The 26,054-nt window shown below is 72.2% G+C and carries 17 protein-coding genes; 6 read left to right on the top strand and 11 right to left on the bottom strand.

What is annotated here, in order from left to right; all coding sequences use genetic code 11:
* Window positions 1–224 precede the first annotated feature (224 nt).
* Entirely contained in the window at window positions 225–1,013 is a 789-nt protein-coding gene (locus tag OG792_RS04145; RefSeq protein WP_329107478.1) for a hypothetical protein, read from the top strand.
* Window positions 1,010–1,393 carry a GntR family transcriptional regulator gene (locus OG792_RS04140; protein WP_329107476.1) on the top strand — a complete coding sequence of 128 codons (384 nt, stop codon included), beginning with the start codon at window positions 1,010–1,012 and terminating at the stop codon, window positions 1,391–1,393. The genes OG792_RS04145 and OG792_RS04140 overlap by 4 nt, the downstream gene beginning before the upstream one ends.
* A gap of 41 nt (window positions 1,394–1,434) precedes the next feature.
* Here the strand turns inward: OG792_RS04140 and OG792_RS04135 are convergent, their stop codons facing one another.
* Both OG792_RS04135 and OG792_RS04130 read right to left on the bottom strand, forming a co-directional pair.
* Entirely contained in the window at window positions 1,435–2,595 is a 1,161-nt protein-coding gene (locus OG792_RS04135) for an acyl-CoA dehydrogenase family protein (RefSeq protein WP_329107474.1), read from the bottom strand.
* Window positions 2,596–2,749: 154 nt separating this feature from the next.
* Window positions 2,750–5,560 (bottom strand): M14 family zinc carboxypeptidase, encoded by a 2,811-nt coding sequence (locus OG792_RS04130; RefSeq protein WP_329107472.1) that lies wholly within the window; start codon window positions 5,558–5,560, stop codon window positions 2,750–2,752.
* Window positions 5,561–5,930: 370 nt separating this feature from the next.
* On the opposite strand from OG792_RS04130, the gene OG792_RS04125 reads away from it, so the two are divergent.
* Together OG792_RS04125 and OG792_RS04120 are read left to right on the top strand one after the other, a co-directional pair.
* Window positions 5,931–7,358, top strand: a complete 1,428-nt coding sequence (locus tag OG792_RS04125; RefSeq protein WP_329107471.1) for a UDP-glucose dehydrogenase family protein — start codon at window positions 5,931–5,933, stop codon at window positions 7,356–7,358.
* 172 nt (window positions 7,359–7,530) lie between these two features.
* Entirely contained in the window at window positions 7,531–12,717 is a 5,187-nt protein-coding gene (locus OG792_RS04120) for an SCO7613 C-terminal domain-containing membrane protein (RefSeq protein WP_329107470.1), read from the top strand.
* 133 nt (window positions 12,718–12,850) lie between these two features.
* Here the strand turns inward: OG792_RS04120 and purE are convergent, their stop codons facing one another.
* The 6 genes from purE to mca all read right to left on the bottom strand — a co-directional run bounded on the left by purE (window position 12,851) and on the right by mca (window position 20,693).
* Window positions 12,851–13,366, bottom strand: a complete 516-nt coding sequence (gene purE, locus OG792_RS04115; protein WP_329107469.1) for a 5-(carboxyamino)imidazole ribonucleotide mutase — start codon at window positions 13,364–13,366, stop codon at window positions 12,851–12,853.
* The gene (locus OG792_RS04110) at window positions 13,363–14,535 is read right to left on the bottom strand and encodes a 5-(carboxyamino)imidazole ribonucleotide synthase (protein WP_329107468.1); all 1,173 of its coding nucleotides are present in this window, start codon (window positions 14,533–14,535) and stop codon (window positions 13,363–13,365) included. Before OG792_RS04110 ends, purE begins: the two co-directional genes overlap by 4 nt.
* 75 nt (window positions 14,536–14,610) lie before the next feature.
* Window positions 14,611–16,605: a thioredoxin domain-containing protein gene (locus OG792_RS04105; protein ID WP_329107466.1), complete on the bottom strand. Its 1,995-nt coding sequence runs from the start codon at window positions 16,603–16,605 to the stop codon at window positions 14,611–14,613.
* Between the two features lie 52 nt (window positions 16,606–16,657).
* On the bottom strand, window positions 16,658–19,201 hold the full coding sequence (locus OG792_RS04100) for a putative bifunctional diguanylate cyclase/phosphodiesterase (protein ID WP_329111110.1): 2,544 nt from the start codon (window positions 19,199–19,201) through the stop codon (window positions 16,658–16,660).
* 253 nt (window positions 19,202–19,454) lie between these two features.
* Window positions 19,455–19,760 (bottom strand): hypothetical protein, encoded by a 306-nt coding sequence (locus tag OG792_RS04095; protein WP_329107464.1) that lies wholly within the window; start codon window positions 19,758–19,760, stop codon window positions 19,455–19,457.
* A 51-nt stretch (window positions 19,761–19,811) separates the two neighbouring features.
* Window positions 19,812–20,693: a mycothiol conjugate amidase Mca gene (gene mca, locus OG792_RS04090; protein ID WP_329107463.1), complete on the bottom strand. Its 882-nt coding sequence runs from the start codon at window positions 20,691–20,693 to the stop codon at window positions 19,812–19,814.
* Between the two features lie 143 nt (window positions 20,694–20,836).
* Between mca and OG792_RS04085 the strand changes: the two genes are divergently transcribed.
* Entirely contained in the window at window positions 20,837–21,271 is a 435-nt protein-coding gene (locus tag OG792_RS04085; protein WP_329111109.1) for a DUF4307 domain-containing protein, read from the top strand.
* Window positions 21,272–21,452: 181 nt separating this feature from the next.
* Window positions 21,453–21,953: a transcription elongation factor GreA gene (gene greA, locus OG792_RS04080; protein ID WP_329107461.1), complete on the top strand. Its 501-nt coding sequence runs from the start codon at window positions 21,453–21,455 to the stop codon at window positions 21,951–21,953.
* Between the two features lie 122 nt (window positions 21,954–22,075).
* On the opposite strand, the gene ilvA is transcribed toward greA, so the two are convergent.
* The 3 genes from ilvA to OG792_RS04065 all read right to left on the bottom strand — a co-directional run bounded on the left by ilvA (window position 22,076) and on the right by OG792_RS04065 (window position 26,031).
* Window positions 22,076–23,299, bottom strand: a complete 1,224-nt coding sequence (ilvA, locus tag OG792_RS04075) for a threonine ammonia-lyase (RefSeq protein WP_329107460.1) — start codon at window positions 23,297–23,299, stop codon at window positions 22,076–22,078.
* 174 nt (window positions 23,300–23,473) lie between these two features.
* A complete protein-coding gene (locus OG792_RS04070; protein WP_329107458.1) occupies window positions 23,474–24,868 on the bottom strand; it encodes an amidase in 1,395 nt (464 codons plus the stop codon).
* Window positions 24,869–24,888: 20 nt separating this feature from the next.
* Window positions 24,889–26,031: a cystathionine gamma-synthase gene (locus tag OG792_RS04065; protein ID WP_329107457.1), complete on the bottom strand. Its 1,143-nt coding sequence runs from the start codon at window positions 26,029–26,031 to the stop codon at window positions 24,889–24,891.
* Window positions 26,032–26,054: the final 23 nt, after the last annotated feature.

The raw sequence follows: 26,054 nt of genomic DNA, 5'->3' as shown, positions 1-26,054 counted from the left end.
AGGTCCGGGGTCCGGTCAGCCGACAGAGCCGCGCTCGACGCCGCCCGAGCCGCGCCGAGGCGACGAGCACCCGGCCCCGCTCGCGCCGCCCGCCCGCCGGCCCGGACAACCCGACAGGTGGTTCGTTCGAGAGCCGAACCCACGACGATTGCACCAGAGGGTTGATACAAGTACGCGACGATGCTTAACTTGTTGCAACCGAGTGGTACAAGTGGGGAGAGTAGATGGATCGCGGGCGACTTCTGCGGCTTGCCGGCCTGTCCACCGGTCTACTGGTGGCGATCCTGTTGTCAGCCGGTTCGGAGCCCGGTGTCGGTCCGGCTGCCGCGATGCCCGTGATGGCCGCGATTCTCACCGCGGGTTTGTTGGCGGCGGACCGTACGGTGCCCCGGCCGGCCAACATCGGTGTGCGGACAGCACGTCTGGTACGGCGCCGCACGCTCGACATCGTGCCGATCGGGCCGGCCGCCGGGGTGGTCGCGCTCGTGGTCGGCCTGACCGGCCTGCTCTGCATCACCGGTGCCGCGTCAACGCCGCACAGTTTCTCGCCGATAGCGTCGCCGAACCCGGACGATGGACGGCACATCGGATGCATCTCCGGAGGTGTGACCCAATCAGGTCCGTGGCCGGGTTGGTACTACGCGATCCCGGTGCTCACGACGGTCGCGGTGGCGATCGTGGTGGCGGTCATCGCCCTGCGCGGGGTCGTCGCGCGCCCCCTGACCGACTCCGCCGCGCACTCGGGCGAGACCTACCGTCGCCGGACCGCGTCCGCGATCGTTGCCGCCCTCGGCCTCCTCGTCGCCGTGCCGCTGGCCGGTGCCGCCTACTTCACCCACTCGGTGCTCGGCCAGCCGCTCGTCTGTCAGGAACCGGTGATGCCGCAGACCCGACCCTGGCTCATCGCGCTGCTGATCATCGCGTTGACCGCCGCCGCCTACTACGCGGCACGACTGGTGTTCCCGACCCCCGCCCGGTCCGAACTCCGGTCAACGTCCATGGTCATCCGATGAGCGCAGAACCACTGATCACCATCGACCCGAGTCAACCGGTGCCGCCGTACGTGCAGATCCGGGCCCAGATCGCCGACCTCGTAGTCGCCGGCGAGTTGGCGGAAGGCACCCGGCTACCGCCGGTACGACAGCTCGCCGCCGACCTCGGGTTGGCCACCGGCACCGTCGCGCGGGCGTACCAGGAACTGGAAGCCGGCGGCTATGTGACCACGCGCCGGGGCGGCGGCACCCGCGTCGCCCCCCAACCGGGCGCCACCAGCCGGCGCCGAGCCGCGATCGTCCAGCAGCGTGCCCGCGAGTACGTCGACAGCCTGCGTCGGCTCGGCGTCAACGCCGACGAGGCCGTCGCCGCCGTACGGGACGCGCTCGGCGAGCGTTGAGCAACTGTCCGCAGGGGAGCTGGAACCACGAATAAGGCTTCTCAGTCCTTCAGGAGCTGTCGCGCGATGACGATCCGCTGCACTTGATTCGTGCCCTCGTAGATCTGGGTGATCTTGGCATCCCGCATCATTCGCTCCAGCGGGTAGTCGCGGGTGTAGCCGTAGCCGCCGAGCAACTGCACCGCGTCGGTGGTGATCTCCATGGCCGCGTCCGAGGCGAAGCACTTCGCCGCCGCGCCGAAGTAGGTCAGGTCGGCGTCGCCGCGCTCGGACTTGCCGGCCGCCGCGTACGTCAGCTCGCGGGCGGCGGCCAGCTTCATGCCCATGTCCGCGAGCATGAACTGGACGCCCTGGAACTCCGCCACCGGCTTGCCGAACTGCCTGCGCTCCTTGACGTACCCGAGGGCGTAGTCGAGGGCGCCCTGGGCGATGCCGAGCGCCTGGGCGGCGATGGTGACGCGGGTGTGGTCCAGGGTGCGCATGGCGGTGCCGAAGCCGGTGCCGGGAGCGCCGATCAACCGGTCGGCGGGAATCCGTACGTTGTCGAGGTAGACCTCGCGGGTCGGCGAGCCCTTGATGCCGAGTTTCTTCTCCGGGGCGCCGAAGCTGACCCCGGCGTCGGAGCGCTCCACCACGAACGCGGAGATGCCGCGCGAGCGGGCGCTCGGGTCGGTCACCGCGAAGACGGTGTAGTACTCCGAGACGCCGGCGTTGGTGATCCAGCGCTTCACACCGTCGAGCACGTAGTGGTCGCCGTCGAGCACCGCGCGGGTGGTCATCGAGGCCGCGTCGCTGCCCGCCTCCGGCTCGGAGAGGCAGTACGAGAACATCGCCTCGCCCCGGGCGACCGGTGGCAGGTAGCGCGCCTTCAGCTCGTCCGAGCCGGCCAGCAGCAGCGGCATGGTGCCCAGCTTGTTCACCGCCGGGATCAGCGAGGACGAGGCGCAGGCGCGGGCCACCTCCTCGATCACGATCGCGGTGGCGAGCGCGTCGGCACCGGCGCCGCCGTACTGCTCGGGGATGTGCGGGGCGTGGAAGTCGGCGGCCCGCAGTGCCTCGTACGACGTCTTCGGGAACTCGCCGGTCTCGTCGGCCTCGGCGGCGTACGGCGCGACCTTGGCGTCACAGACGGCCCGGACCGCCTCCCGGATCGCCCGGTGTTCCTCGGGCAGTTGGTAGACGTCGAACGCTTCGGTGCTCATCGCGGCCCTCCCCTGGGGAACACTTCCGTGAACCCAGTTGTACCGCGCGCGGGTGGGGCGGGGCTACTGAACGGTAATAAAGTTCACTAGCCCCGCCCCCGGTGGGCCCCGGTCCAACCGGGGCCCACCGGTGTGTCCTACCGGGTGTCGCGGGTCAGCCGACCAGCGACCGCACCGGGATACCGGCCGTACGCAGCTCCCGGACCAGGTCGCCCAGGTACGGGTGCTCGTCGGACTGGAGCCCGTCCGGGTTCGGGATGACCACGAAGGTCGAACCGTTGGCGACCGACGCGCGGGCGTCACCGGTGTACTTCCCGATCACGGCCTCGGCCTTGGCCTGGTCGGCGGCGGCCACCTCGATGGTGATCGGCCGCCACTGGCCGCCCAGGTTCTCCGGCGCGGGCGCGGCGGCAGCCGCGGCCCGGTCCGGCGACACCGCGTCGGTCATCCGGCGCAGCGTCTTCGGCGCGTCACCGGACGGGTAGAGCAGGGCGTTGGCGACCAGGTGCAGGCCGCTCTCGTTGTACGCCCGGAACAGCGGGTTGAACGCGAAGAGCACCGCGTGCCCGTCGCCGGTCGGCTCGTCGACCAGCGCGACCGTGCCCTTGAGCAGGTCCTCGCCGACGGTGTAGCCGTTGTGCCAGAACCGGTCGTCCGACGGGTAGGTGAGGACGTTCACACCGGTCGTGCTCGGCCGCAGGACCGAGTCGCCGTTGTTGAACTCGAAGTCCTCCGCCGGCCGACCCAGTGCCACCGGGCTGTCGTGGTCCACGTCCACCCGCAGGTGCGAGCCGACCATGGTGTAACCCGCCGGCTTGGTCACCTCGGTGGTCGAGGTGAGCCCGGCCGAACGGGCCATCCGGGTGCCCTGGTTGCGCAGCCCGACGTAGGTGCCGCCGGCCGAGATCCAGGCCCGCAGGTTGGCCTGGCCGGTGGCGGTGAGCCCACCGGTGGCGTTGCTGCCGTCCGGCACCAGCAGGGTGGTCCGGCCGGTGAAGACCTCGGTGTTGTCGTTGATGTCGGCGGTGGTCACCGGGGTCAGGTCGAGACCCCACTGGTTGCCGAGCACGAACCGGGCCTCGCCGTACGAGCCGGAGGTGGTGTTGATCCCGGTGCCGGCGAACAGGCCGACGTCGGGCTGGGTGAGCTTGACGCCCGTGGCCGGCTGGCGGCTCGGGTACAGGGTCACGCCGTACGAGGCGGCGAGCTTGTCCAGCTTCGGGGTGAGCCGGGCGGACCGCATGCCGACCAGGTTGGTGTTCAGGTCACGGACCAGCGGGACGCCCTTGTCGAGCAGCGCGAAGGTGAACTCCGCGGCCCCGGCCGAGTCGAGCTTCCACGAGTACGATCCGCCGTCCGGCACGATCGAGGTGGTGCCGCCGCGGATCTCCTTGACCCGGTTGACCTTGGGGAACACCACGTCGCCGGTGGTGATCGTGTTGATCCCCATCAGCAGCGGGTTGCTCCAAGACGACACGTCGTAGAAGTACGGGAACGGGGTGTACGGGTCCTCGCCCAGGGTCGCCTGGATCCAGTGCTTCTGCGGCTGGTCCATCTTGATCCAGTACGCGCCCGCGGGCACCACCACGTCGGTCGCGCTACGCCCGCCGAAGACCTTCGCCGTCGGTACGGTCACCGGCTCCTTGAGCTCGTAGACCTCGACGTCCATCTTCCGCAGCCGCTCGACCAGCGCCCGGACGTCGGCGAGCTGCCGGTCCGGAAGCAGGAAGTACGACTTGATGTTGGTGTCCGGCACCGGGAACTGGACCTCGTTGGTGGGCTGTACCACCTCGTTCGGCTCCAGCGTGCCGGCCGCGCCCTCGGCCAGGGCGTCCTTCCAGATCTTGTAGTAGCTGTCCAACACCTCGCGCTTGTTCGCCGCGGCCCAGCCGAGCGTCGACCACTGCGTGTTGAACTGCTGCTGCACCCGGTCCTGGACCGCCGAGGAGCTGCCCTTCTCGAAGGTCATGCCGGCGGCGCCGAACCCGGTGGCCGGGACGGTGTCGCCGTAACCCATGAAGAACATGTCATAGGTGTCGTAGTTGAAGTAACACTCGGTGGTGACCGTGGCGGTGCAGGCGCCGTTGTAGCCGAAGCCCGCCTTGTTGGCCTCGCCGATCCGGTTGATCCAGTCGACTACCTCACCGGAGATCTCGTGGTGGATCGGGTCGGCGTTCGGCGGGAAGAAGTACTCCCGGCCGCCCATCTCGTGCGCGTCGATGTAGACCTGCGGCGGGTACTCCCGCAGCATCTCCAGCTTCGCGTCGGTCTCCGGCTGGGTCCGGGCGAACCAGTCCCGGTTCAGGTCGAAGCCGTAGTCGTTCTGCCGCCGGTTGGCGTCGCGCCCGTCCGGGTTCTGGGTCGGCACAATGACCGTGACCAGTTCCTGGTTGCGCTTCTCCACGTCACAGGAGAGCCCGGCGGCCAACTCGTACAGGGTCTTCAGGGCGGCGTCGGCGCCGCTCTTCTCGCCGCCGTGCACGTTGCCGGTGACCCAGACGATCGCCGGACCGCGCTGGGCGATACCGGCGGCCTTGGCCGGGGTGGTCACGCGCGGGTCGCGCAGGTCCTTGATCCCCTCGACGATCGCGTCGAGGGCGGCGGGCTTGACGTTGGCCGAGTTCGAGACGATCGCGTACGGCAGGGTCTGGCCGGTGACGCTGGTCGCCATGGTGCCGGTGATGACCCGGTCGGAAGCCGCGTCGACCGCGCCGAGGTAGGAGCGGATCTCGTCGTCGGTGACCACCCGCTCCTGCCCGACGCCGAGCGGGAAGCCGAGTGCGGTCTCCGGGCTGGGTACCGAGTCCAACCGGGCGGTCGGGTCGGGCACGCAGGCCGGCGCCGGGGCGGCCGCCCCGGCGGCGCTAACGTTGAGCAGGGGTAGGAGCGAGGTCGCCAGGGCGATTGCCGCCCCGGCGGCCAGCCGGCGGCGGGCCGGCAGGTAGATAGCGCGGGATCTTCTCATGTAGTACTTTTGTCCCCTTCTGCGAAGCGTGCGTCAGGTGGATCGGAGCCTAAGTCCCTTACATAGAGGGGGCAAGATCAATTTGGGCGAGATGGGCATCGGGCGAACGGCCGCACCGGGCGACCGACGCACACCCACGGTTACGTCGCACGGGATTGTGAAGATGCCGACCGAACGGGCGGCGGCCCCGCCCGGCCGCGTAAGCTCTGCCTCTGTCGTTGCCCGCGTAGTCGGCATTCCAGCCGGACCCTCGCAGTAGCGCACGAAAAAGGTAATACCAACTGTTCTGTCCCAATTGGCGTCGTGGTGACGCCGCCCTGCCCACCGCGACGCAAGGAAGCGCCGCCCAGTGCGAGCGGAGAGAAAAGGCGTGACAATCCCGTACCCGAGCACACAACCCAAGCCGGCAATCGTCGCGGTGAGCCCTCCTTCCGGCGCGGCGCGGCCGCGGCTGACCTTTCTCGGCACCGGCTACCTGGGCGCGACGTACGCCATCTGCTTCGCCGAACTCGGCTATGAGGTAATCGGGTTCGATGTCGACGCGGACAAGATCGCCAAGCTGTCCGGCGGCCAAGTTCCCTTCCACGAGCCCGGCCTCGACGAGCTGCTGCGGCGCAACCTGGCCGCCGGCCGGCTCCGCTTCAGCACCTCGTACCAGGAGACCGCCGAATTCGGCGACGTCCACTTCATCTGCGTCGGCACCCCGCAACGGGCCGACGGCATGGGCGCCGACCTGTCGTACGTCGAGACCTCGGTCACCGGGCTCGCCCAGCACCTGAACCGCAAGGCCCTGATCGTCGGGAAGTCGACCGTACCGGTCGGCACCGCCGAGTGGATCGAGCAGCTGGTCGGCAAGCACATCCCGGCCGACCTGGGCGTCGAGGTCGCGTGGAGCCCGGAGTTCCTCCAGGAGGGCTTCGCCGTCGAGGACGTGCTGCGCCCCAACCGGATCGTCGTCGGGGTCAAGAGCGAGTGGGCCAACGGCATGCTCTACGCCGCCCACAAGGGCGTCTTCGACCTGGCCGCCACCGAGGACCGCGAGGTTCCCCTGGTGGTCACCGACTTCGCCACCGCCGAACTGGTCAAGGTCGCGGCCAACGCCTTCCTCGCCACCAAGATCTCGTTCATCAACGCGATGGCCGAGGTCTGCGAGGTCGCCGGCGGCGACGTCACCCAGCTCGCCCGCGCGATCGGCTACGACCCGCGCATCGGCAACCGGTTCCTCCAGGCCGGCGTCGGCTTCGGCGGCGGCTGCCTACCCAAGGACATCCGGGCGTTCCAGGCCCGTGCCCAGGAACTGGGTGCCGGCGAGGCGCTCCGGTTCCTGCACGAGGTCGACCTGATCAACCTGCGGCGCCGTACCCGGGTATTGCAGTTGTCCGCCGAACTGCTCGGCCGCCGCTACGGCCCGGCCGGTCCCGACCTGTCCGGCACCCGGATCGCGGTCCTCGGCGCCACCTTCAAGCCCAACTCCGACGACGTACGCGACGCCCCGTCGCTGGCGGTGGCGGCACTGCTCGCCAAGGCCGGCGCCGACGTGCGGATCTTCGACCCCGAGGGCATGGACAACGCCCGCCGGGCCCAGCCCGACCTGAACTACGAGGCCAGTATGAACGACGCCGTCACCGGCGCCGACCTGGTCTGCGTGCTCACCGAATGGGCCGACTTCCGCAACGCCGACCCGGTCGCCCTCGGTGAACTCGCCGCCGGTCGCCGGGTGGTCGACGGCCGCAACTGCCTCGACTCCGGACTGTGGACCCAGGCCGGCTGGGAATACCGGGGCATGGGTCGCCCCTGACCCGCAGGCGCCACTCCCGGACGTGAAACTACTCGGCCGGTCACGGATCCAATCGGATCCGTGACCGGCTTTTTCCGATCTCCCACCGGCGAGGGTCTGTTCAACGGTTGCCTGTTTTCGGCATGCTTCCAGTTGAGTCCACATTGCTGGGGCCGCCGGCTCGGGAGGTTGCATGAGTACGTACCGGTGCTCTTCGTGCGGCCGGGAGCTCGAAGCCGCTCCCCGCTGCCCGCACTGCGGGGCTGAGCAGGGCCAGTGGGCGGACGACCTGGCCAAGATCGAACGCTCCATCGCCGAGATCAAGATGCGCGACGCGGCGATTGCCAGCGAACAGCGCCAGCTCGCCGCCAAAATGCAGGCTGCCCTGTTCCAGCGGGACATCCTCACCCACGCCAACGACGAACGACTCAAACAGGCGACCAAACCGCGACGGGTGCTGCGCCGCCGCGCCGCGCGGCGCCCCCCGACCGCCGAACCCGGCCTGCCGCCCCCGCCCCGGGCACCCCGGTCCGCACCCACCGGCACGAGCGGCGCCGAATCTCCGCCGCCACCCCCGCCACCGCCACCCCCGCCACCGCCGCGCACCGCACCGGGCGGGATCCGCCGGCCCACCGGCCGCCCCGGTCCCGACCAGCCCGCGCCCAACCAGCCGGAAGCCTCCACCCGCGAGGTGCAGAACATCCTGCTCGGTCTCGGTGCGCTGCTGCTCGGCGTCGCCGCGGTCGCCTTCGCCGCCGTCGCGATCAGCTCCCAGAGCGACTTCAGCCGGGTGGTGATCCTGCTCAGCGCCACCGCGTTGATGCTGGTCGCACCCCTGGTGGTGGCCAGGCGCGGGCTCACCGCCACGGCCGAGACGATCGCCGCCGTCGGCCTGCTCCTGGTGCCACTGAACGGGTACGCCGTCTGGGCCATCGACGCGATCCGGTCCAGTGGCCTCTCCGGCACCTTCTTCGCCGGCCTGACCTGCCTCGTCACCGCCGGAATCGGCTGGGTGTACGGCAGCGTCACCGGCCTGCACGTCGGCCGGTACGCCACCGTGATCGTCGCGCAACCGGTGCTGCCCCTGCTGGCGTACGGGTGGATCAACGGGGCGACCGGCTGGGCACTGGTACTGGCCGCGGTCGCCGCGATCGACCTGCTCCTGGCCCGGATGTTCACCCGCGACGGCCGGCTGGTGGCCCCACCGCCGCCGGCACCCCGACGCCCCACGACACCCCGTACCGGCGCCGCGCCCGAGGACGACGCCCCGCCCGGCGGTGACCCGCGACGGCGTACCGACGACGACCCGGACGCCCTGCTGGACCGGCCGGAGTCCGCCCCGGAGGAGGCGGACGCCGTACTGATCGTGCCTGGCGAGCGAGAGGGACGAAACCGGGTAGCCCGCGAGCCGGAGCAGCCCGACCCGCCGAGGACCGCCCGGACCGCCGCCTGGACCGCCAGTGCCACCGCCGTCCCGAGCACCCCGTGGCTGCGGGAACTCACCTGGGCCCTGCACGGTGTGGCGGTCGGCGCCGCCCTGCTCTACGCGGTGATCGCCCTGGTCGGCACCGAGACCGTACCGGGCGCGTTCCGGGCCGGCGTGGTGCTGGTGCTGGCCGCCGCGATCGGCCTGGCCGGCGCGTTCATGATCGGCCGGGCACCGCTGCCCGCACTCGCCGCCGGCATCCTGACCCTCGCGGTGATCGGTGCCGCCGGGCGGATCGCCGCCGTCGCCCTGCCCGGCCGGGCCCTGCTGCTCATCGCCCTCGTCGTCGCCCTCACCGGGCTGGGCGTACGCGCCGTACCGGCGGCCGCCCGACGCGGCCCACAGCTCGCCTCGGCGGTCGCACTGGTCGTCATCGGGGTGGTCGTCGCCGGCGGTGCCCTGCGCGCGGCACTCGCCCCGATCCAGGCCGCCCTGCCGGTCTGGCGGGCCGACCTCACCGACTACTCCGCGACCCTCGCCGACACCGTCGGCCCGGCCGCCTGGCAACTCGCCGCGACCGCCTTCCTGCTCACCATCGCCGCGGTGCTCGCGCTGCCGGCGGAGGTACGCCGGGAGTTCGCCGTCACCGGCGCCGCGCTGACCGCCCTGGCCGCCCCGGCCTCGCTCGGCCTGCCCTGGATCGCCGCCCCGTGGCCACCGGTCCTCGCCGCCATCGCCATCGGCGTCGTCGGCCTCACCGCCGACACCCGGCGGGGCGCACTGGCGCACGTGGTCGCCGCCGCGGTGGTCGGACTGGCCGGAGCCGGTGCGGCGGCGTCCCGGCCCAGCCTCACCGCCGCGGTGCTGCTCACCCTGGCCGTCGCCGGGCTGCTGATCAGCCTGGCGCCCCGGGTACCGTCCGTCACCCTCGGCGAGTCGGCCCACCTGGTGACCTCCTGGGCCGCCGGTGGAGCGGCGTTCGCCCTGCCCGGCGCGGTCGCCGCGTTCGTCGCCTCGACCGTACCGGTGGACCCGACACCGACCGCCGCGTCCGTGCGCGACGCCACCGAGCCGGTGCTCGCGGCCAGCTACCTGGCCGTCTGCGCGACCCTGCTGTACGCGGCCATCGCCCAGGTGTCACTACGGCACATCAGCCTGCCGCTGACCATCGGCACCGGCTTCGGCGCGCTCGCCGTCACCGCCGCCGCCTTCGGCGCGCCCGGAGCCACGGTCGCCGACGCGTGGGTCGGTGCGCTGCTCATGGTCGCCGCCGTCCTGCTCTTCCTCGCCCCGTCGATCGACTCCGGGCGCCGGGCCGACCGGCTGCTCGACGGCTCCGACCTCGCCGCCGCCGCGGCCACCGCCGGCCTGGTCGGGGCACTCGCCCGGATCGCCGGCATCCTCGCCCCCGGCGCCGAACTCGCCGCCGCCGCCGGGCTCGTCCTGGTCGTCGCGGTCGGTGTACGGGCGCTGCCCGAGCACTGGCGCCGTGGCCCGATCCTCGGCGTCGCCCTCAGCGCCGGCGTGATCGCCCTGATCGCCGGCTACACCGCGATCAGCGGCGGGCTGCGGGTGCTGGCCACCCCGGGCCGGATCTGGGAAGCCGACCTGAACGCCTGGCCGGTGGGCGGTGCCGGCGCCAGCGCCTGGCAGGCACCGATCGCCCTGGTCCTGCTCGCCGCGGCCGCAGCGGCAGCACTGCCCCGCCCGTGGAAGTACGACGTCGCCGGGGTCTGTGTCGGGCTCGCCACCATCGGCACCCCGGCCGCGCTCGGCCTGCCCTGGTGGTCCCCGATCGTGGTCGGCGGGGCGGTCGCCACCGCGTACGGGATGGCCGCCGCCGCAGCCGCGGACCCCCGCGCCGGACTGACCCGGGCCACCGTCGCCGCCGTCGTCGCCCTGCACGCGGTCGGCGCCAGCCTGGTCCGGCCCTGGACCACCGCCGCCGCCCTCGGGGTGGTCGCCCTGGTCGGGCTCGTGGTCGCGGTGCTCGCCCGGGTGCTCGGCAACTACGCCGACCAACCCGACCTCGCCCGCCGGGAGACCGACGACCCCGATGACGACGATCTCGGGTACGACGAGACCGACCGCTCCCCCACCGCACGCCCCGAACCGATAGACGACCTGCCACCACACCTCGGCCAGATCGGCGGTGCCGCCGCCGGTGGCGCCCTACTCGCCCTGCCCGGTGCGTTCGCCGCCCTGGCCGCCGCCCTCGGCTCCTCGGCCGACATCGTGCTGACCAGTGCCCTGGCCGCGTCGAGCCTCGGCGTCGCCCTGCTCACCCTCGCCCGCCGCCGGGTGCCGCGCTACCTGCCGTACGCGACCCTCGGAGTGGTCGGCGGGGCCACCATCACCGCCCTCGCCTCCATCCCCACCGACCTGCCCACCGGCGTCTACGCCGCTGCCGCCGCGCTGCTCGGCGTACTCGCCGAACTGGCCCGGTCGGCGACCCCACCACCGGGCTCCGGAGCCCGGCCGATCCGGCGCTGGTCGGTGATGCTCGGCGGCGCCGTACGCCGGATGCCGGACCAACCGCGCGGACGCTGGGCGATCAACCCGGCGATGGGCGCGCTGGCCGCCGCCGTGGTGCCGACCCTGGTCGCCGTGGCGACGCTGGGACCGGTCCTGGTCGCCGCGCTGGTCGAGCCGTACCAGGTGCTCTCCGGAATCTGGGAGGGTGCGCCGGAGGCGATCGCCAACCCGACCGGCAGCGCGGTCAACGCCACCCACGTGCTCGCCGCCCTGCTGCTGACGGTCGCGGCGGCACTGGCCGCGACCGGCTTCACCGGCGGCCGACCCGCCCGCGCGATCCCGGTCGTGCTGCCCGGAGCGGCGATCACGGTGCTGATCGCGCCGATCTCGCTCGGGCTGGGCTGGCCGAACAGCACCATGGCCGCGCTCGCCGTGTTCACCATCGCGATGCTCGGCCTGGCACTCACCCCGCCGCCGCCGGGCGTGGAACGGGCCCGGTCGCTGCGGCTGGCCCGGAGCCTGGTCTTCGCCATCGGGCTGGCGGCCGGCGGTGCCGGACTCGCCGGTGCCCTGGCCACCCGCGAGTTGACCCTGTTCACGCTCGGTGCGGCGGTCGTGGTCGGCGGGGTCGGCGCGCTCGCCGGACGGACCCAGGCGGCCCGGATCCTCGGCTGGCTGTTCGCCTCGGTGATGGCACAGCTCTTCGTCTTCACCGTCGGGGTGGTCGTCGGGCTGGACCCGGTCTGGTCGGCGTTCGGCGTACTCGGGGTCGGGGCGGCGCTGCTACTGCTCGCCGCGACCCTGCCGAGGCTGCGCCAACCGGAGTCGCTGCGCGAGGCGGCCACCGTCGAGTGGACCGGGTACGGTGCCGCGCTCATCGCCGGCGCGCTGGCCTTCGACTCGCCCCGGCACATCGCCGCCCTGCTCGCCGCCTGGGGTGCCGTACTCGGGGTGGCCGCCACCCGGCCGGGGCGTCGGGTGGTCGCCCGGCGGATCCTGTTCTGGGCCGCGGTGGGCTGCGAGATCACCGCCTGGTGGTTGCTGATGAGCGTCGCCGACGTGGCCCTACCGGAGGCGTACACGCTGCCGTTCGCGGCGCTCGCGCTGCTGGTCGGCATCCTGGAACTGCGCCAACGCACCGACCTGAGCAGTTGGGTCGCGTACGGTCCGGCCCTGGTCGCCGCGTTCCTGCCGACGCTGGTGATCGTCCTGTTCAGCTCGGGCGGCGACCTGCGTCAGGTCCTGCTCCTGCTCGGCGGCGTCGCGGTGCTGATCTTCGGCTCGTGGCGGCGACAGCAGGCGCCGGTGATCGTCGGCGCGGCGGTGACCGTGATCGCCACCCTGCACCTGCTGACCGTGTTCGGCCCGTGGCTGGTGCTGATCCCCGTCGGCATAGTGCTCCTGGTCCTCGGCGGCAGCACCGAACGCCGTACCCAGGCCCAACAACGCCTCCGCGGCGCCCTACGCAACATGCGCTAACCCCCTCCCCCTCCCCCCGCGCGTCGCTCTAGCCGTCGATCTAGGGCAAATGGTGGTGATCGGAGATCCACTAACACGTATTTGCCCTAGATCGGCGAGGGGTCCCGGGCGCGGGGGCACCACACCAGGGGGTTTAGGGGGTGAGGGTGGCTTGGAGGGCTTTTTCCTTCTGCTCGACCAGGGTCTCCAGGGACTCGGCGAACGCAACCACTCTGGCCTGCAAGGCTTCGTCGGCGGTGGCGAGGATGCGTACGGCGAGCAGCCCCGCGTTGCGCGCGTTGCCGATCGACACGGTCGCCACCGGGATGCCGGCCGGCATCTGCACGATCGAGTAGAGCGAGTCGACGCCGTCGAGGTGCTTGAGCGGCACCGGGACGCCGATCACCGGCAGCGGGGTAACCGAGGCGACCATGCCCGGCAGGGCGGCGGCCCCACCCGCACCGGCGATGATCACCTTCAGGCCACGGCCGGCGGCCCGCTGGCCGTACTCGATCATTTTGACCGGCGTACGGTGCGCCGAGACGACGCGGACCTCGTAACCGATGCCGAACTCGTCCAGCACGTCGGCGGCGGCCTTCATGGTGGGCCAGTCCGAGTCGCTGCCCATGATCAGGCCAACCCGAATCGTCGCCGCTTCCGCAGCCGTCATCGCCCCTCCTGGAGCCACTGTGCGGCGCGCGCGGCGCGGGCGCGTACCTGTTCGAGATCGTCACCGAGCACGGTGACGTGGCCGATTTTCCGACCGGGGCGGACCTGCTTGCCGTAGAGGTGCACCTTGGCGCCGGGGTCGGTGGCGAAGAGGTGGTGCAGCCGCTCGTCGATCGAGATGCCGCCCTCGGCCCCGCCGAGCACGTTCGCCATCACCACCACCGGCGCGGTCAGCGCGGTGTCGCCCATCGGGTAGTCGAGCACCGCCCGCAGGTGCTGCTCGAACTGCGAGGTCCTGGCTCCCTCGATGGTCCAGTGCCCGGAGTTGTGCGGCCGCATGGCCAGCTCGTTCACCACCAGCGCCGGACCGCCGTCGGGACCGGTCACCTCGAAGAGTTCGACCGCGAGCAGGCCGACCACGTCGAGCGTGGTGGCGATGTCGATCGCCAACTGCTGGGCGGCCAGGGCCAGCGACTCCGGCAGGCCGGGGGCCGGGGCGAGCACCTCGACGCAGATGCCGTCCCGCTGCACGGTCTCCACCACCGGGTACGCCGCCACCTGCCCGAACGGCGAGCGGGCCACCTGTACGGCCAGCTCGCGGCGCAGCGGCACCCGCTCTTCCACTATCAGTTGGGCGCCGCCGTCGAGCAGCTTCGTCACCCGGGCCGCCCCGTCGGCGGCGTTCGCCACGACCCAGACGCCACGCCCGTCGTAGCCGCCCCGGGCCGCCTTCAGCACCACCGGCCAGCCGACCTCGTCACCGAACCCGGTCAGGTCGGTCGGGTCGGTCACCGGCCGCCAGCGCGGCACGGGTGCACCGAGCGCGCTGAGCCGCTCCCGCATCGCCCGCTTGTCCTGCGCATAGAGCAGGGCGTCGGCCGACGGATAGAGCGTCACCTCCTCGGCGGCCAGGGCGCGGATGTGTTCGCTGGGCACGTGCTCGTGGTCGAAGGTGACCACGTCGCAGCCCTTGGCGAAGATCCGCAGCGCGGAGAGGTCGGTGTGGTCGCCGTACCGGACGTCGGCGGCGACCAGCGCGGCACCGTCCTCCGGGGTCTGGGCGAGGACACGCAGCGACTGGCCGAGGGCGATCGCGGCCTGGTGGGTCATCCGGGCGAGCTGACCGCCCCCCACCATGCCGACAACGGGCAGACCGGTTCGGGAATCCATAACGCCGGCAAGCCTAGCGGGCGGTGGTGCCGCCGGCCGCCGCACCCGGTGCGCGGGTGCGGCGGCGTCCGCCGGCTACCGGCGGGAAAGCTGGGCGATAAGGTCTTCCACCGTACGGACAGGGCGATCACAGACGAAACCCCGGCAGACGTACGCCGTGGAGCCGCCCTCCAGCAGCGGCCGGTCCGCCAGCAGCGGCACCCCCTCCTGGTCCGGGGCGCCAGCCACCACCACCGCCCCCGGCGGGGCGTGCCGGCGAGCCGCCGCCACCAGCGGGTCACCGACCGGATCGGTGGTGACGATCGCCACCTCGTACGGGCCGGAGAGCAACGCCTCACCGCTCGCGGCGGCGTACCCGGTGAACCGGGCGTGCCGGGCCACTATCGGTGCCACCGTCGCCAGCGCCGCCTCGGCCACCTCCCGGTAGCGCGGCTCACCGGTCAACGCCGAGTACGCCACCAGCCCCGCCACCACCGCCGACAGCCCCGACGGGGTGGCGTTGTCGGTCGGGTCGGCCGGGCGGGTGATCAGCTTCTCGGCGTCGTCGGCCGTGTCGTAGAACCCGCCCCGGCCGGTGGCGAAGTGCGCCAGCGCGACGTCCAGCAACTGCCCCGCCAGGGTCAGCCAGCGGCCCTCGCCGGTGAGCTGGTGCACCGCGCAGAACGCCTCGGCCACCGCGCCGTAGTCCTCCAGCACCCCGGCCGGCTCGCCGACCCTCCCGTCCCGGGAGACGCGGCGCAGCCGCCCGTCGACCATGTGCCGCTCCGCCAGCACCCCGGCGAGGTCCCGCGCGGCGGTGGCGGTCACCGGGTCGCCGGTCAGGGTCGCGTACTCGACCAGGGCGGTGATCGCCAGCCCGTTCCAGGCGGCCACCACCTTGTCGTCCCGGGCCGGCTGCGGGCGCAGATCGCGTACGGCCCGCAGCTCGGTGCGTACGCGCTGCCAGCGGTCGGCCACCTCGGGGTCGACGTCGTCGATGTCGCGGGCGAGTTCGAGCACGCTGGTGCCGTGTTCAAAGCTCCCGGTGTCGGTCACCCTGAACAGGTCGGCGGCGAAGCGGCCGTCGTCGGTGCCGAGCGCCTCGATGAGCTGGGCCGGGGTCCAGGCGTACGTGGCGCCCTCCACCCCGTCGGTGTCGGCGTCCAGGGCGGAGGCCAGCCCACCGGCCTCGGTGCCGAGATCGTCCAGCAGGAAGGCCGCGGTCTCGCCCGCGATCCGCCGCGCCAACCGGTCCCCGGTGAGCCGCCAGAGCTGGGTGTAGACCCGCAGCAGCAGGGCGTTGTCGTAGAGCATCTTCTCGAAGTGCGGCACGGTCCAGTGCCCGTCGACCGAGTAGCGGGCGAAACCACCGGCCAACTGGTCATAGATGCCGCCCCGGGCCATCGCCTCGGCGGTGTGCCGGACGATCTCCAGCGTGCGTTCGGAACCGGTCCGCTGGTGGTGCCGGAGCTGGAACAGCAGGTTCATGTGCGGTGGGAACTTCGGGGCACCGCCGAAGCCGCCGTTGACGGAGTCGTACTCCCGGCCCAGCTGGTCGGCGGCGGCGTCGAGCAGCTCGGCGGTGAGCGGGGCGGTCGGACCGCCGACGGCCTGGGCGCCACCGATCGCCTCGACCACCGCGGCGCCCCGCTGCAACACCGCCTCGCGCTGGTCCCGCCACGCTGTGGTGACCGATTCCAGCAGCCGGACGAAATTGGCCCGGGGAAAGTACGTGCCGCAGAAGAACGGCGTGCCGTCCGGCGCGGCGAGTACGGTCATCGGCCAGCCGCCCTGCCCGGTCATCGCCTGGGTGGCGGTCATGTAGACCGCGTCGACGTCCGGCCGCTCCTCCCGGTCCACTTTGATCGACACGAAGTTGTCGTTGAGCAGCTTCCCGACCGCCGGGTCCTCGAACGACTCGTGCGCCATCACGTGGCACCAGTGGCAGGCCGCGTACCCGACCGAGATCAGCACGGGTACGTCGCGGCGCCTCGCCTCGGCGAACGCCTCGTCGGACCACGGCCACCAGTCAACCGGGTTGTCCGCGTGCTGGAGCAGGTACGGGCTGGTCGCGCTCGCCAGTCGATTCACCCGACGACCATATCCAGCGGTTGCCGGCGGCGGGCGACTGTCCCCCCGGCTGCTACGACACGCCGTCGGCGCGCAGCGGGAAGATCCGGGCCTGCTGGGAGCTGTGGAGCTGGGTCTGCAACACCGTGACGATCTTGTCCGATCCCATCGGGCGGAAGAAGTGGTAGCCCTGGGCGGCGGTGCAGCCGAGTTCGGCCAGGGCGGCCCGCTGGTCGGCGGTTTCCACGCCCTCGGCGACCACTCGCAGGCCGAGTTCGCGGCCCAGTCCTACGGTGGACCGGACGATCGCGGCGGCCTCCGGCGAGTCGGCCATCGCCATCACGAAGGAGCGGTCCACCTTCAGCTCGTCCACCGGAACCCGGGTCAGGAAGGTGAGCGACGAGAAGCCGGTGCCGAAGTCGTCCACCGCCAACTGGATACCCATCGCCCGGAGTTCGGAGAGCACCTCGTCGATCACGCCCAGCTCGCTCATCACCACCGTTTCGGTGATCTCCAGGACCAGCCGGTGGGCCGGCACCTGGTGCCGGCGCAGCGACTCGGCCACCTCCGAGGGGAGCCGGGGGTCGAGCAGGCTGCGAGCGGAGAGGTTGATCGAGATGGGTACGTCGAGCCCGTGCCGGGCCCAGTCGGCGGCCACCGCGAGGGCCTTGTCGATGACGTACCGGGTGAACGGGCCGAGCAGTTCGCTGCCCTCGACGGTGCGGACGAAGTCGACCGGGCCGAGCCGGCCGCGCCGTGGATGCCGCCAGCGGATCAGCGCCTCCACCCCGGTCGGCGCACCGGTGGCGAGGTCGACGGCCGGCTGAAGGGCGAGCATGAGCTGGTCGTCGGCGGCGAGCGCCTCGCGCAGCTCGGCCAGCAGCGCGAGCTGGTCGGTGCTGGCCGCGTCCTGGGTGCTGTCGTAGCTGGCGATACTGCCGCCACCGGCCTTGGCCTGGTACATCGCGATGTCGGCCCGGCGCAGCAGCTCGGTCATGTCGGCGGTGCCCGCACCGGCCACCACCACGCCGACCGACGCCTCGACCGACATCCGTACGCCGGCCACCTCGGTCGGGAGGGCGAGTTCCTCCACGATCTCGCGAGCCCGGCGCAGCGGGTACGGCAACGAGGCGGGCCATTCGCCGAAGACGCTGAGTTCGGTGGCCACCGGCAGTTGCAGCGCCGGCACCGCGGGCGTCGGCAGCGGGGTGGCCGGCAGGGACGTGACGAGCAGCGCGAACTCGTCGCCGCCGAGCCGGCCGAGCACCTCGCCGTCGCGGCGCAACTCCTGTAGCCGGCGGGCGGTCACCTGGAGCAACTCGTCCCCGGCGGCGTGGCCGAGGGTGTCGTTGACCTCTTTGAAGTTGTTGATGTCGAGCAGGAGCAGCGCCACCGGGTGGTCGTGGCCGAGCCGGTGCAGCGCCAGGTCACCCTTGCTCAGCATCGCCGCGCGGTTGACCAGTTTGGTCAGTGGATCGTGCACCGCCTCGTACGACGACTGGGCGGCCATGATGCGCAGTTCCTGGTGGGTGGCGGCGTCGTGCAGCGCGGCGGCCAGGGCGTCGGCGAACGCCGAGAGCACGTCCCGGTCGCGCTCGCCGGGCAGCACCGAGCGGGGGAACCGTACCCGGAGTTCGCCGACCGGTTTGGCGCCGACTTCGAGCGGGCGGGTCAGCAGGTGGGGGCCGCTCTCGGCCTCGGGTGCCCCGGTCAGGTCGTGCTCGGTGGCCGGTTCGCCGCCCCCGCCGCCGTAGTGCCGCCACCGGCCGCCGTCGCGCGCCACGTGGAGGTCGACCCGGTCGGCGCCGAAGACGGCGAGCGCTCCCTGTACCCCGGCGGTGGCGACGTCGCGCTCGTCGAGCTGGTTCAGCGCGCCGGTGGCCTCGGCAAAGGCCCGCCAGGTCCGACGTTCGTCGTCGGCCCGCAGGCGCTGGCTGTACGTCTGTTGGAGCAGCCACCACAGTGGTGGCAGGAGCAGCAGCCAGCGGAGGCTGTGTTCGAGAATGGTGATGACGGCCAGGCCGACGAGCACGTTGCCGACGAACATCGGCAGCTTGCCGCGCAGCGCGCGCAACAGCAGCGGTCCCATCGGCAGCCGGTGCCGCAGCGACATGGTCAGCGCGGCCAGCCACCCGCTCACGAGCAGGTAGGTCAGCGAGCCCAGGAGGAGCGCGCCGGCGAGCGCGGGCGTCAGTGCGGCGCCGAGCGGCGCACCGAATGCCGTGGTGACGGCGGTGGCCAGGGCGACGGCGGCGGTCAGCGAGCCGGCGATGTGCAAGATCTCGACTATCGAGCGCCGATCGGAGAAGATCGACAAGAGTCCCCAGCCGAGACCGGTGCCGACCAGCGTGGCGGCCGGCAGCCAGCCGGCGGGTGCCAGGTAGAGACCGATGACGAACGCGGCCTCGCCCCAGGTGACGCTGACCGTGCCGGCGGCGACCCGGAAGCGGAGCCGGGCCAGTTGGGCGAGCGCCAGCACACCGGCCACGATGGCCAGCCGGGCCAGCGGGTGGACGGCGTCGAGCGGGTCGTCCGGTGGCAGGTCGGCCGGGACGGCAAGCCCGACCGCTGCGGCGGCGAGCGCGGCGGCCAGCACGGCGGCGGTGAGGACGAGCATCCGCCGAGGCGTTTCGGAGATGCCGACCGGGGCCGTGGTCCGTGAGGCGACCGGTCGGCCGGCTGTCACGGGCTGCCTCCGCCCGCCGTCCGTCGACGCGGCGCCTGCTCGGGCCGCGCACCGCGTCGGGCGTCGGGTCTGACTCTCATCGGCGCCCCCTCCCGCGCACGGTGCGGGGACTTTTGGTCCCCGGCGGAAGGCTAAGCCAAACCGGTTTGACGCAACAGGGGGCGCCCGGCCGGTTTAGCCGGGATCATGCCACCGAATGACCGTTACCGTGCAGGTGGGAGGCCCTGGGAACGCTTCCATCAGATTCCTCGGCCAAGTCCGCTTCGACCGCTGCCGGAACGGACGAATCGACCCGACCGGGCGCATCGTCGGGGCCCTGGTCGGGGAACCGCTCCGGCAACCGGCGCAGTCGCGCGTTCATGTTGCGGATCAACAGAACCGTGGCGATGGCCAACACCACGATCAGGAACAGGCCCATCGGGCCGGCCAGGCCACCGGTCCGGGTGTCCCCGAAGTTGTTCGCCGCGAGCACGTCAACAGCGGTCAGCATGGCTGGGATCCTTCGATAGGCGAGCTGTCACCACAGTACGCCCCGGCCAGGTCAGCGGGCACGGGCGGTCTCGCGTACTCCGGCGAACAGGTCGGATTCCGGCATCGGGGTCTCCACCAGCGACTTGACCAACTGGAAGTCCTCGGTCGGCCAGGCCCGCTGCTGGATCTCCATCGGCACCTGGAAGAAGAAGCCGTCCGGGTCGATCTGGGTGGCGTGCGCCCGCAGCGCGTCGTCGCGCACCGGGAAGAACTCCGCGCAGTCCACCCGGGTGGTGATCCGGGGCCCCTTGTCCGGACGGTCCTCCCAGTTCTTGAGCCAGTCCGCGTACGGCGACTCCCGGCCGGCCGCCAGCACCGCCTCGTGCAGGGCCATGAACCGGGCCTTGGAGAAGCCGATGTCGTAGTAGAGCTTCAGCGGCTGCCAGGCCGGCCCCAGCTCCGGGTACTGATCGGGGTCACCGGCGGCCTCGAAGGCGGCCACGGTGATCCGGTGGCACATGATGTGGTCGGGGTGCGGGTAACCGCCGTCCTCCGGGTAGGTGGTCACCACCTGCGGACGGAACTCCCGCATCAGCCGGACCAGCGAACCGGTCGCCACGGCCACGTCCTGTAGGGCGAAGCACCCCTCGGGCAGCGGCGGCAGCGGATCGCCCTCGGGCAGCCCGGAGTCGACGAACCCCAGCCATGCCTGCTCGACGCCGAGGATGGACCGGGCGGCGTCCATCTCCCCCCGGCGGATGTCGGCGATGTTCGCCCAGACGTCCGGCCGGTCCAGCTTGGGGTTCAGCACGCTGCCCCGCTCACCGCCGGTGCAGGTCGCGACGAGCACACTCACGCCCTCGGCGACGTATTTCGCCATGGTCGCCGCACCCTTGCTGGACTCGTCGTCCGGGTGTGCGTGTACGGCCATGAGACGCAGTTGCTCTGCCAACGAATGCTCCTCGTCCGTGCTGCCGCCGAGCCCCCGCGGCTCGACCGGCTGACCTGCCGGTATCGTTCGGTAACCGCTTGCGAAAGATGGACTCTGCCATTCTGGCCGATGCCACCGACAACGCCCCGCAGGAGATGTGCCCGGTGACCGAGACGAACGCCACTCGTTCCTCCGACGCGCCGGTCTTCCCCGCTGGCCGGTACGGACACCGGCGCGCGCCCCGACGTCGCCGGCCGTGGCTCAGCGCACTGCTGGCGATCGCCCTGCTGGCCGTCCTGGGACTGGCTGCTACCCGGCTGTACCGACAGTACGGCGACCCCACCTACGACGCCCAGGTGATCACCTACACCGACATTACCGACAGCCGGTTGCGGTTGGTGTTCCGGGTAACCGTACCGGCGGGTGGTTCGGCGATCTGCGCGGTACGCGCCCGTTCCCGCGACGGTGCCGAGGTCGCCCGCGAAGAGGTACGGGTCGACGCCCCGCCCGGCGAGCGCCAGCCGGTGGTCGAGCACCAGCTCACGACCACCGCCGAGGCCATGATCGGCGAGGTGCTGCGCTGCCGGGCGGCCGACTGAGCCGCGCCGGGTCGGTCCCGGACCAACCCGGATCGGAGGGGCCCCGAACAGCGGCTCTGTGCCGATCGGGGTTGTTCAGTTCGGTTCGGCAATAAATCATCACCCGTCCGGTGTGTATCGCACTGGTAACTTGGTACTTCGTCCCTGTCCGCAGCAGTCCGTTTACCCAAGGAGATCGTCTGTGTCCACGACCGACCGCGAGGCGCCCGCCACCTGGCTGTCCCAGGACGCGCACGACCGCCTGCAGGCCGAGCTCAACGAGTTGATCGCCGGCCGGCCGGTGATCGCCGCGGAGATCAACGCCCGCCGTGAAGAAGGCGATCTGCGGGAGAACGGCGGATACCACGCCGCCCGCGAGGAGCAGGGCAAGCAGGAGGGGCGCATCCGCTACCTCCAGGAACTGCTGCGCACCGCCTCCGTGGGTGAGGCACCCAACGCCGACTCGGTCGCCCCCGGCACCGTCGTCACGATCCACTTCGACGACGACGAGGAGGACAAGGAGACCTTCCTGCTCGGCTCCCGGGAGATCGCGGCCACCACCGACCTGACGGTCTACAGCCCGGAGTCCGCCCTCGGCAAGGCCATCCTCGGCAGCCGCGCCGGCCAGACGGTCACGTACACGGCGCCGAGCGGCGCGGACATCAAAGTCACCGTGGTCGGCTTCGAGCCGTTCGCCGGCTGACCGTCGACCCGTAGCGCGAGATCGACCGGGATCGGAAACTCCCGATCCCGGTCGAACAGCCCGAGGCCGACACGAACAGCTCGAACAGCTCGAAGCCATCATGAACCGGCCGGGCGGCGGTCCTAGTCGGCCGTCTCGCCGAACGCCACCTGGTACCCGCTGGCCCGCAACGCGCTGATCAGCCGGTCGCTGTGCTCCGCCCCCCTGGTCTCCACCGAGAGGGCCACCTCGACCTCGCCGAGGCGCAGGTGCGGATTCTGCCGCTGGTGCACCACGTCGACCACGTTGCCCCGGTGCTCGGCGATCTGGCTGAGCAGCAGCGCGAGCTGCCCCGGCCGGTCGTTGCAGCGCACCGTGAGCCGCAGGTAGCGTCCGGCCGCGGCAAGCCCGTGCTCGATCACCCGCAGCATCAGCAGCGGGTCGATGTTGCCGCCGGAGAGCACCGCGACCACCGGCGTCTCCACCTCCACCGCACCCGCCAGCAGCGCCGCCACCCCGGCCGCGCCGGCCGGCTCGACCACCTGTTTGCCCCGCTCCAGCAGCATCAGCAGGGCCCGGGAGATGTCCTCCTCGGAGACCGTCACCACCTCGTCGACCAGCTTGCTCACGTGCGCAAAGGTGAGATCACCGGGCCGCCCCACGGCGATGCCGTCGGCGATGGTGGTGAATGCCGGCAGCCGTACCGGCCGGCCGGCGAGCAGTGAGGGCGGGAAGGCCGCCGCGCCGGCCGCCTGCACCCCGATCACCCGTACGTCGGGGCGGAGCGCCTTGACCGCGACCGCGATGCCGGACACCAGGCCGCCACCACCGACCCCGGCGATGATCGTCTTCACGTCCGGGCACTGCTCCAGGATCTCCAGCGCGACAGTGCCCTGGCCGGCGATCACGTCCGGGTGGTCGAACGGGTGGATGAACACCGCCCCGGTACGGTCGGCGAAGTCACGGGCCGCGACGAGGGACTCGTCCACGGTGTTGCCGACCAGCTCGATCCGGGCGCCGTAGCCCTTGGTCGCCGCCACCTTGGGCAGCGGCGCGCCGACCGGCATGAAGACCGTCGAGTTGATGCCGAGCAGCCCGGCGGCGAGCGCCACGCCCTGGGCGTGGTTGCCCGCACTCGCCGCGACCACCCCACCGGCTCGCTCGGCCTCCGACAACCGGGCGATCCGCACGTACGCACCACGCACCTTGTACGAACCGGCCCGTTGCAGGTGCTCGCACTTGAGCCAGGCCGTCCCGCCGAGCGCGGCACTGAGCGGCCGGGACGGCTCCAGCGGGGTGGTCCGGGTGATGCCGGCAAGCAGTTCCCGCGCGGCGTGCACGTCGGCAAGGCCGACCAGGTCCGTCATGTCCCGATCGTCGCACCCCACGCCGGAGCGGTCGCCGGGGGCGGCCCGGCGATGCCCGGCATCACAGTCGGGGCACCGGCATGGTCGGGCCCGCCGCCGGAGAGGAACGCCCGGCCGGCCCCGGAAGCCGGCGGCACGGTTGGGCCGCTGGCACGGTCGGGGTGGCGCTGCCGGTCAGCTGATGGGTTGCGGCACCCGGGGCCAGCCGGGGGCGTGCCGGGGCCACGGTGCGGCCATCTCGAACTGGCCGGCCACGCCGAGCAGCAGCAGCTCCGAACCCGGCGGACCGACGAGCTGCACCCCGACCGGGAGCCCGTCCGGTCGCAGGCCGACCGGGACCACCAGCGACGGCAGGCCGGCGATGTTCCACGGTGCGGCGTACGGCGCGTACCGGATGTTGGTCATCATGTTGGCCCGCCAGGAGCGCCCGGCCCATCCCTCCGCCCGCGGCGGGGTCGCCGCCAGCGCCGGGGTGAGCAGCAGGTCGACCGAGTTGTCGGTGAAGAACCCGATTGACCGCTCCCGCCAGCCGGCCCGGTCGGACTCCCGGACGTAACCCCGCCGGTACGCCCAGTCGCCGAGCCCGACGTGCCGTCGGCTGCGCTGCTGGAGCGCCCGCCGGTCGAGTCCGGCCAGTTCGGCGTCGCGGGCGGCGGCGGCCAGCCAGGTGGCGATGCCGCGCAGGCCGAGTGAGGTCGAGTAGACCGGGTCGGCGGTGACGGTGTCGTGCCCGGCCGCGGCGAGCAGCCGGGCACCGGCGGCGACCGCGTCGGTGTTGGGCGCGTCCGGGCGTACGCCGCTGACGGGTGAGCGCAGCGAGACCGCCACCCGGAGCCGCTGCGGCGGCACCAGCTTGTCCGGCCGCCGGCCGGCGAGTACGGCGAAGCCGATCGCGGCGTCGGCGACGGTGGTGGCGAGGATGCCGTGTTCGGTCAGCCCGAACCAGTCGTCCGCGCCGAGTTGGCAGGGCACCACCCCGGAGCCGGGCTTGAGCCCGACCAGCCCGCAGCAGGCGGCGGGGATGCGCAGCGAGCCGAGCCCGTCGTTGCCGTGCGCGATCGGCACCAGCCCGGAGGCGACCGCGGCCGCCGCACCGCCGGACGAGCCGCCCGGGGTGCGGTCGAGGTGCCACGGGTTGCGGGTGACCGCGCTCTGGTCGTCGGTCGATCCCCAGAGGCCCAGTTCCGGCATCCGGGTCACGCCGACGATCACCGCACCGGCCCCGCGCAGCCGCCGGACCACCTCGTGGTCGGACTCGGCGACCGCGGTACGGGCCGCGGCGGAGCCGTTCCAGGTGGGCAGGCCGGCGACGGCGGTGTTCTCCTTGACCGCGATCGGCACCCCGGCCAGTGGCAGGTTGGCCAGGTCGTCCTGCTCGTCGACCTTCTCCGCCTCGACGATCGCCTCGCCGCCCCGGACCACCCGGAACGCGGCGAGGTCGGCATCGCTGCGGGCGATGTGGTCGAGGTGGTCCGCCACCACCTGGGTGGCGGACGCGTCACCACGGCGGACCGCTCGGGCGATCTGCTTCGCGGTCGCGCCGACCCAGGACGGCCTGAGCTCCTGCACTCCCCACCCCTCCCGAAAGGTCAGCCGAGCGCCTGCTCCAAATCGGCGAGCAGGTCGTCAGCCGTTTCGATGCCGACAGACAGTCGCACGAGATCGGCGGGAACTTCAAGCGGCGAGCCGGCGGCACTCGCATGTGTCATCCGACCGGGGTGTTCGATCAGTGATTCGACCCCGCCCAGCGACTCGGCGAGCACAAACAGCTTGGTCCGGTTGCAAATGTCGATCGCCTGTGCCTCGCCGCCGGCCGCCCGGAACGAGATCATGCCGCCGAACCGGCGCATCTGCTTGGCCGCCACCTCGTGACCGGGGTGGTCGGGCAGGCCGGGGTAGCGAACCTCGGCGACGGCCCGGTGCGCGACGAGGTAGTCGACGATCCGCTCGGCGTTGTCGCAGTGCCGGTCCATCCGTACGCCGAGGGTCTTGATCCCGCGCAGGGTGAGCCAGGCGTCGAACGGGCCGGGTACGGCGCCCATCGCGTTCTGGTGGTACATCAACTCCTCGCCGAGGGCGCGGTCGGCGGCGATCAGCGCCCCGCCGATCACGTCCGAGTGGCCGCCGAGGTACTTGGTGGTGGAGTGCACGACCACGTCGGCTCCGAGCGCCAGCGGCTGCTGAAGGTACGGCGAGGCGAACGTGTTGTCGACCACGAGCAGGGCCTGCGCGTCGTGTGCGATCGAGGCGAGGGTCGACAGGTCGGCGATGTTGAGCAGCGGGTTGGTCGGCGTCTCCACCCAGATGACCTTGGTCTGGCCGGGGCGGATCGCGGCCCGTACGGCGTCCGGGTCGGAGAGCTTCGCCGCGGTCCAGTTCAGCCCCCACCGGTGCAGCACCTTGGCGAAGAGCCGGTAGGTGCCGCCGTACGCGTCGTCCGGGATGACCACGTGGTCACCGGGCCGGCAGACCGTACGCAGCAGGGTGTCCTCGGCGGCGAGACCGCTGGCGAAGGCGAGCGCGACCGGGCCGCCCTCGATGGCGGCGAGGCATTCTTGCAGGGCAGTGCGGGTCGGGTTGGCCGACCGGCTGTACTCGTAGCCCAGTCGCGGCGCCCCGACCTCGTCCTGGGCGTAGGTGCTGGTCGCGTATATGGGTGGAACCACCGCGCCGGTCTGCGGATCAGGTTCCTGACCGGCGTGGATGGAGAGCGTCTCGAAGCCGTAGTTCATTGTGGTGACGTTAGTCTGCCCCC

Source organism: Micromonospora sp. NBC_01699, from assembly GCF_036250065.1.
Taxonomy (GTDB): Bacteria; Actinomycetota; Actinomycetes; order Mycobacteriales; family Micromonosporaceae; genus Micromonospora_G.
This window is presented reverse-complemented; position numbering and strand designations above follow the sequence as displayed.

What these genes read in the sequence shown, in the direction of transcription:
- OG792_RS04100 (WP_329111110.1), bottom strand. Translation starts at nt 19,201, where the DNA reads ATGCTCGTCCTCACCGCCGCCGTGCTGGCCGCCGCGCTCGCCGCCGCA.
- OG792_RS04065 (WP_329107457.1), bottom strand. Translation starts at nt 26,031, where the DNA reads ATGAACTACGGCTTCGAGACGCTCTCCATCCACGCCGGTCAGGAACCT.
- OG792_RS04145 (WP_329107478.1), top strand. Translation starts at nt 225, where the DNA reads ATGGATCGCGGGCGACTTCTGCGGCTTGCCGGCCTGTCCACCGGTCTA.
- OG792_RS04130 (WP_329107472.1), bottom strand. Translation starts at nt 5,560, where the DNA reads ATGAGAAGATCCCGCGCTATCTACCTGCCGGCCCGCCGCCGGCTGGCC.
- OG792_RS04135 (WP_329107474.1), bottom strand. Translation starts at nt 2,595, where the DNA reads ATGAGCACCGAAGCGTTCGACGTCTACCAACTGCCCGAGGAACACCGG.
- ilvA (WP_329107460.1), bottom strand. Translation starts at nt 23,299, where the DNA reads ATGACGGACCTGGTCGGCCTTGCCGACGTGCACGCCGCGCGGGAACTG.
- OG792_RS04095 (WP_329107464.1), bottom strand. Translation starts at nt 19,760, where the DNA reads ATGCTGACCGCTGTTGACGTGCTCGCGGCGAACAACTTCGGGGACACC.
- OG792_RS04110 (WP_329107468.1), bottom strand. Translation starts at nt 14,535, where the DNA reads ATGGATTCCCGAACCGGTCTGCCCGTTGTCGGCATGGTGGGGGGCGGT.
- OG792_RS04120 (WP_329107470.1), top strand. Translation starts at nt 7,531, where the DNA reads ATGAGTACGTACCGGTGCTCTTCGTGCGGCCGGGAGCTCGAAGCCGCT.
- OG792_RS04140 (WP_329107476.1), top strand. Translation starts at nt 1,010, where the DNA reads ATGAGCGCAGAACCACTGATCACCATCGACCCGAGTCAACCGGTGCCG.
- purE (WP_329107469.1), bottom strand. Translation starts at nt 13,366, where the DNA reads ATGACGGCTGCGGAAGCGGCGACGATTCGGGTTGGCCTGATCATGGGC.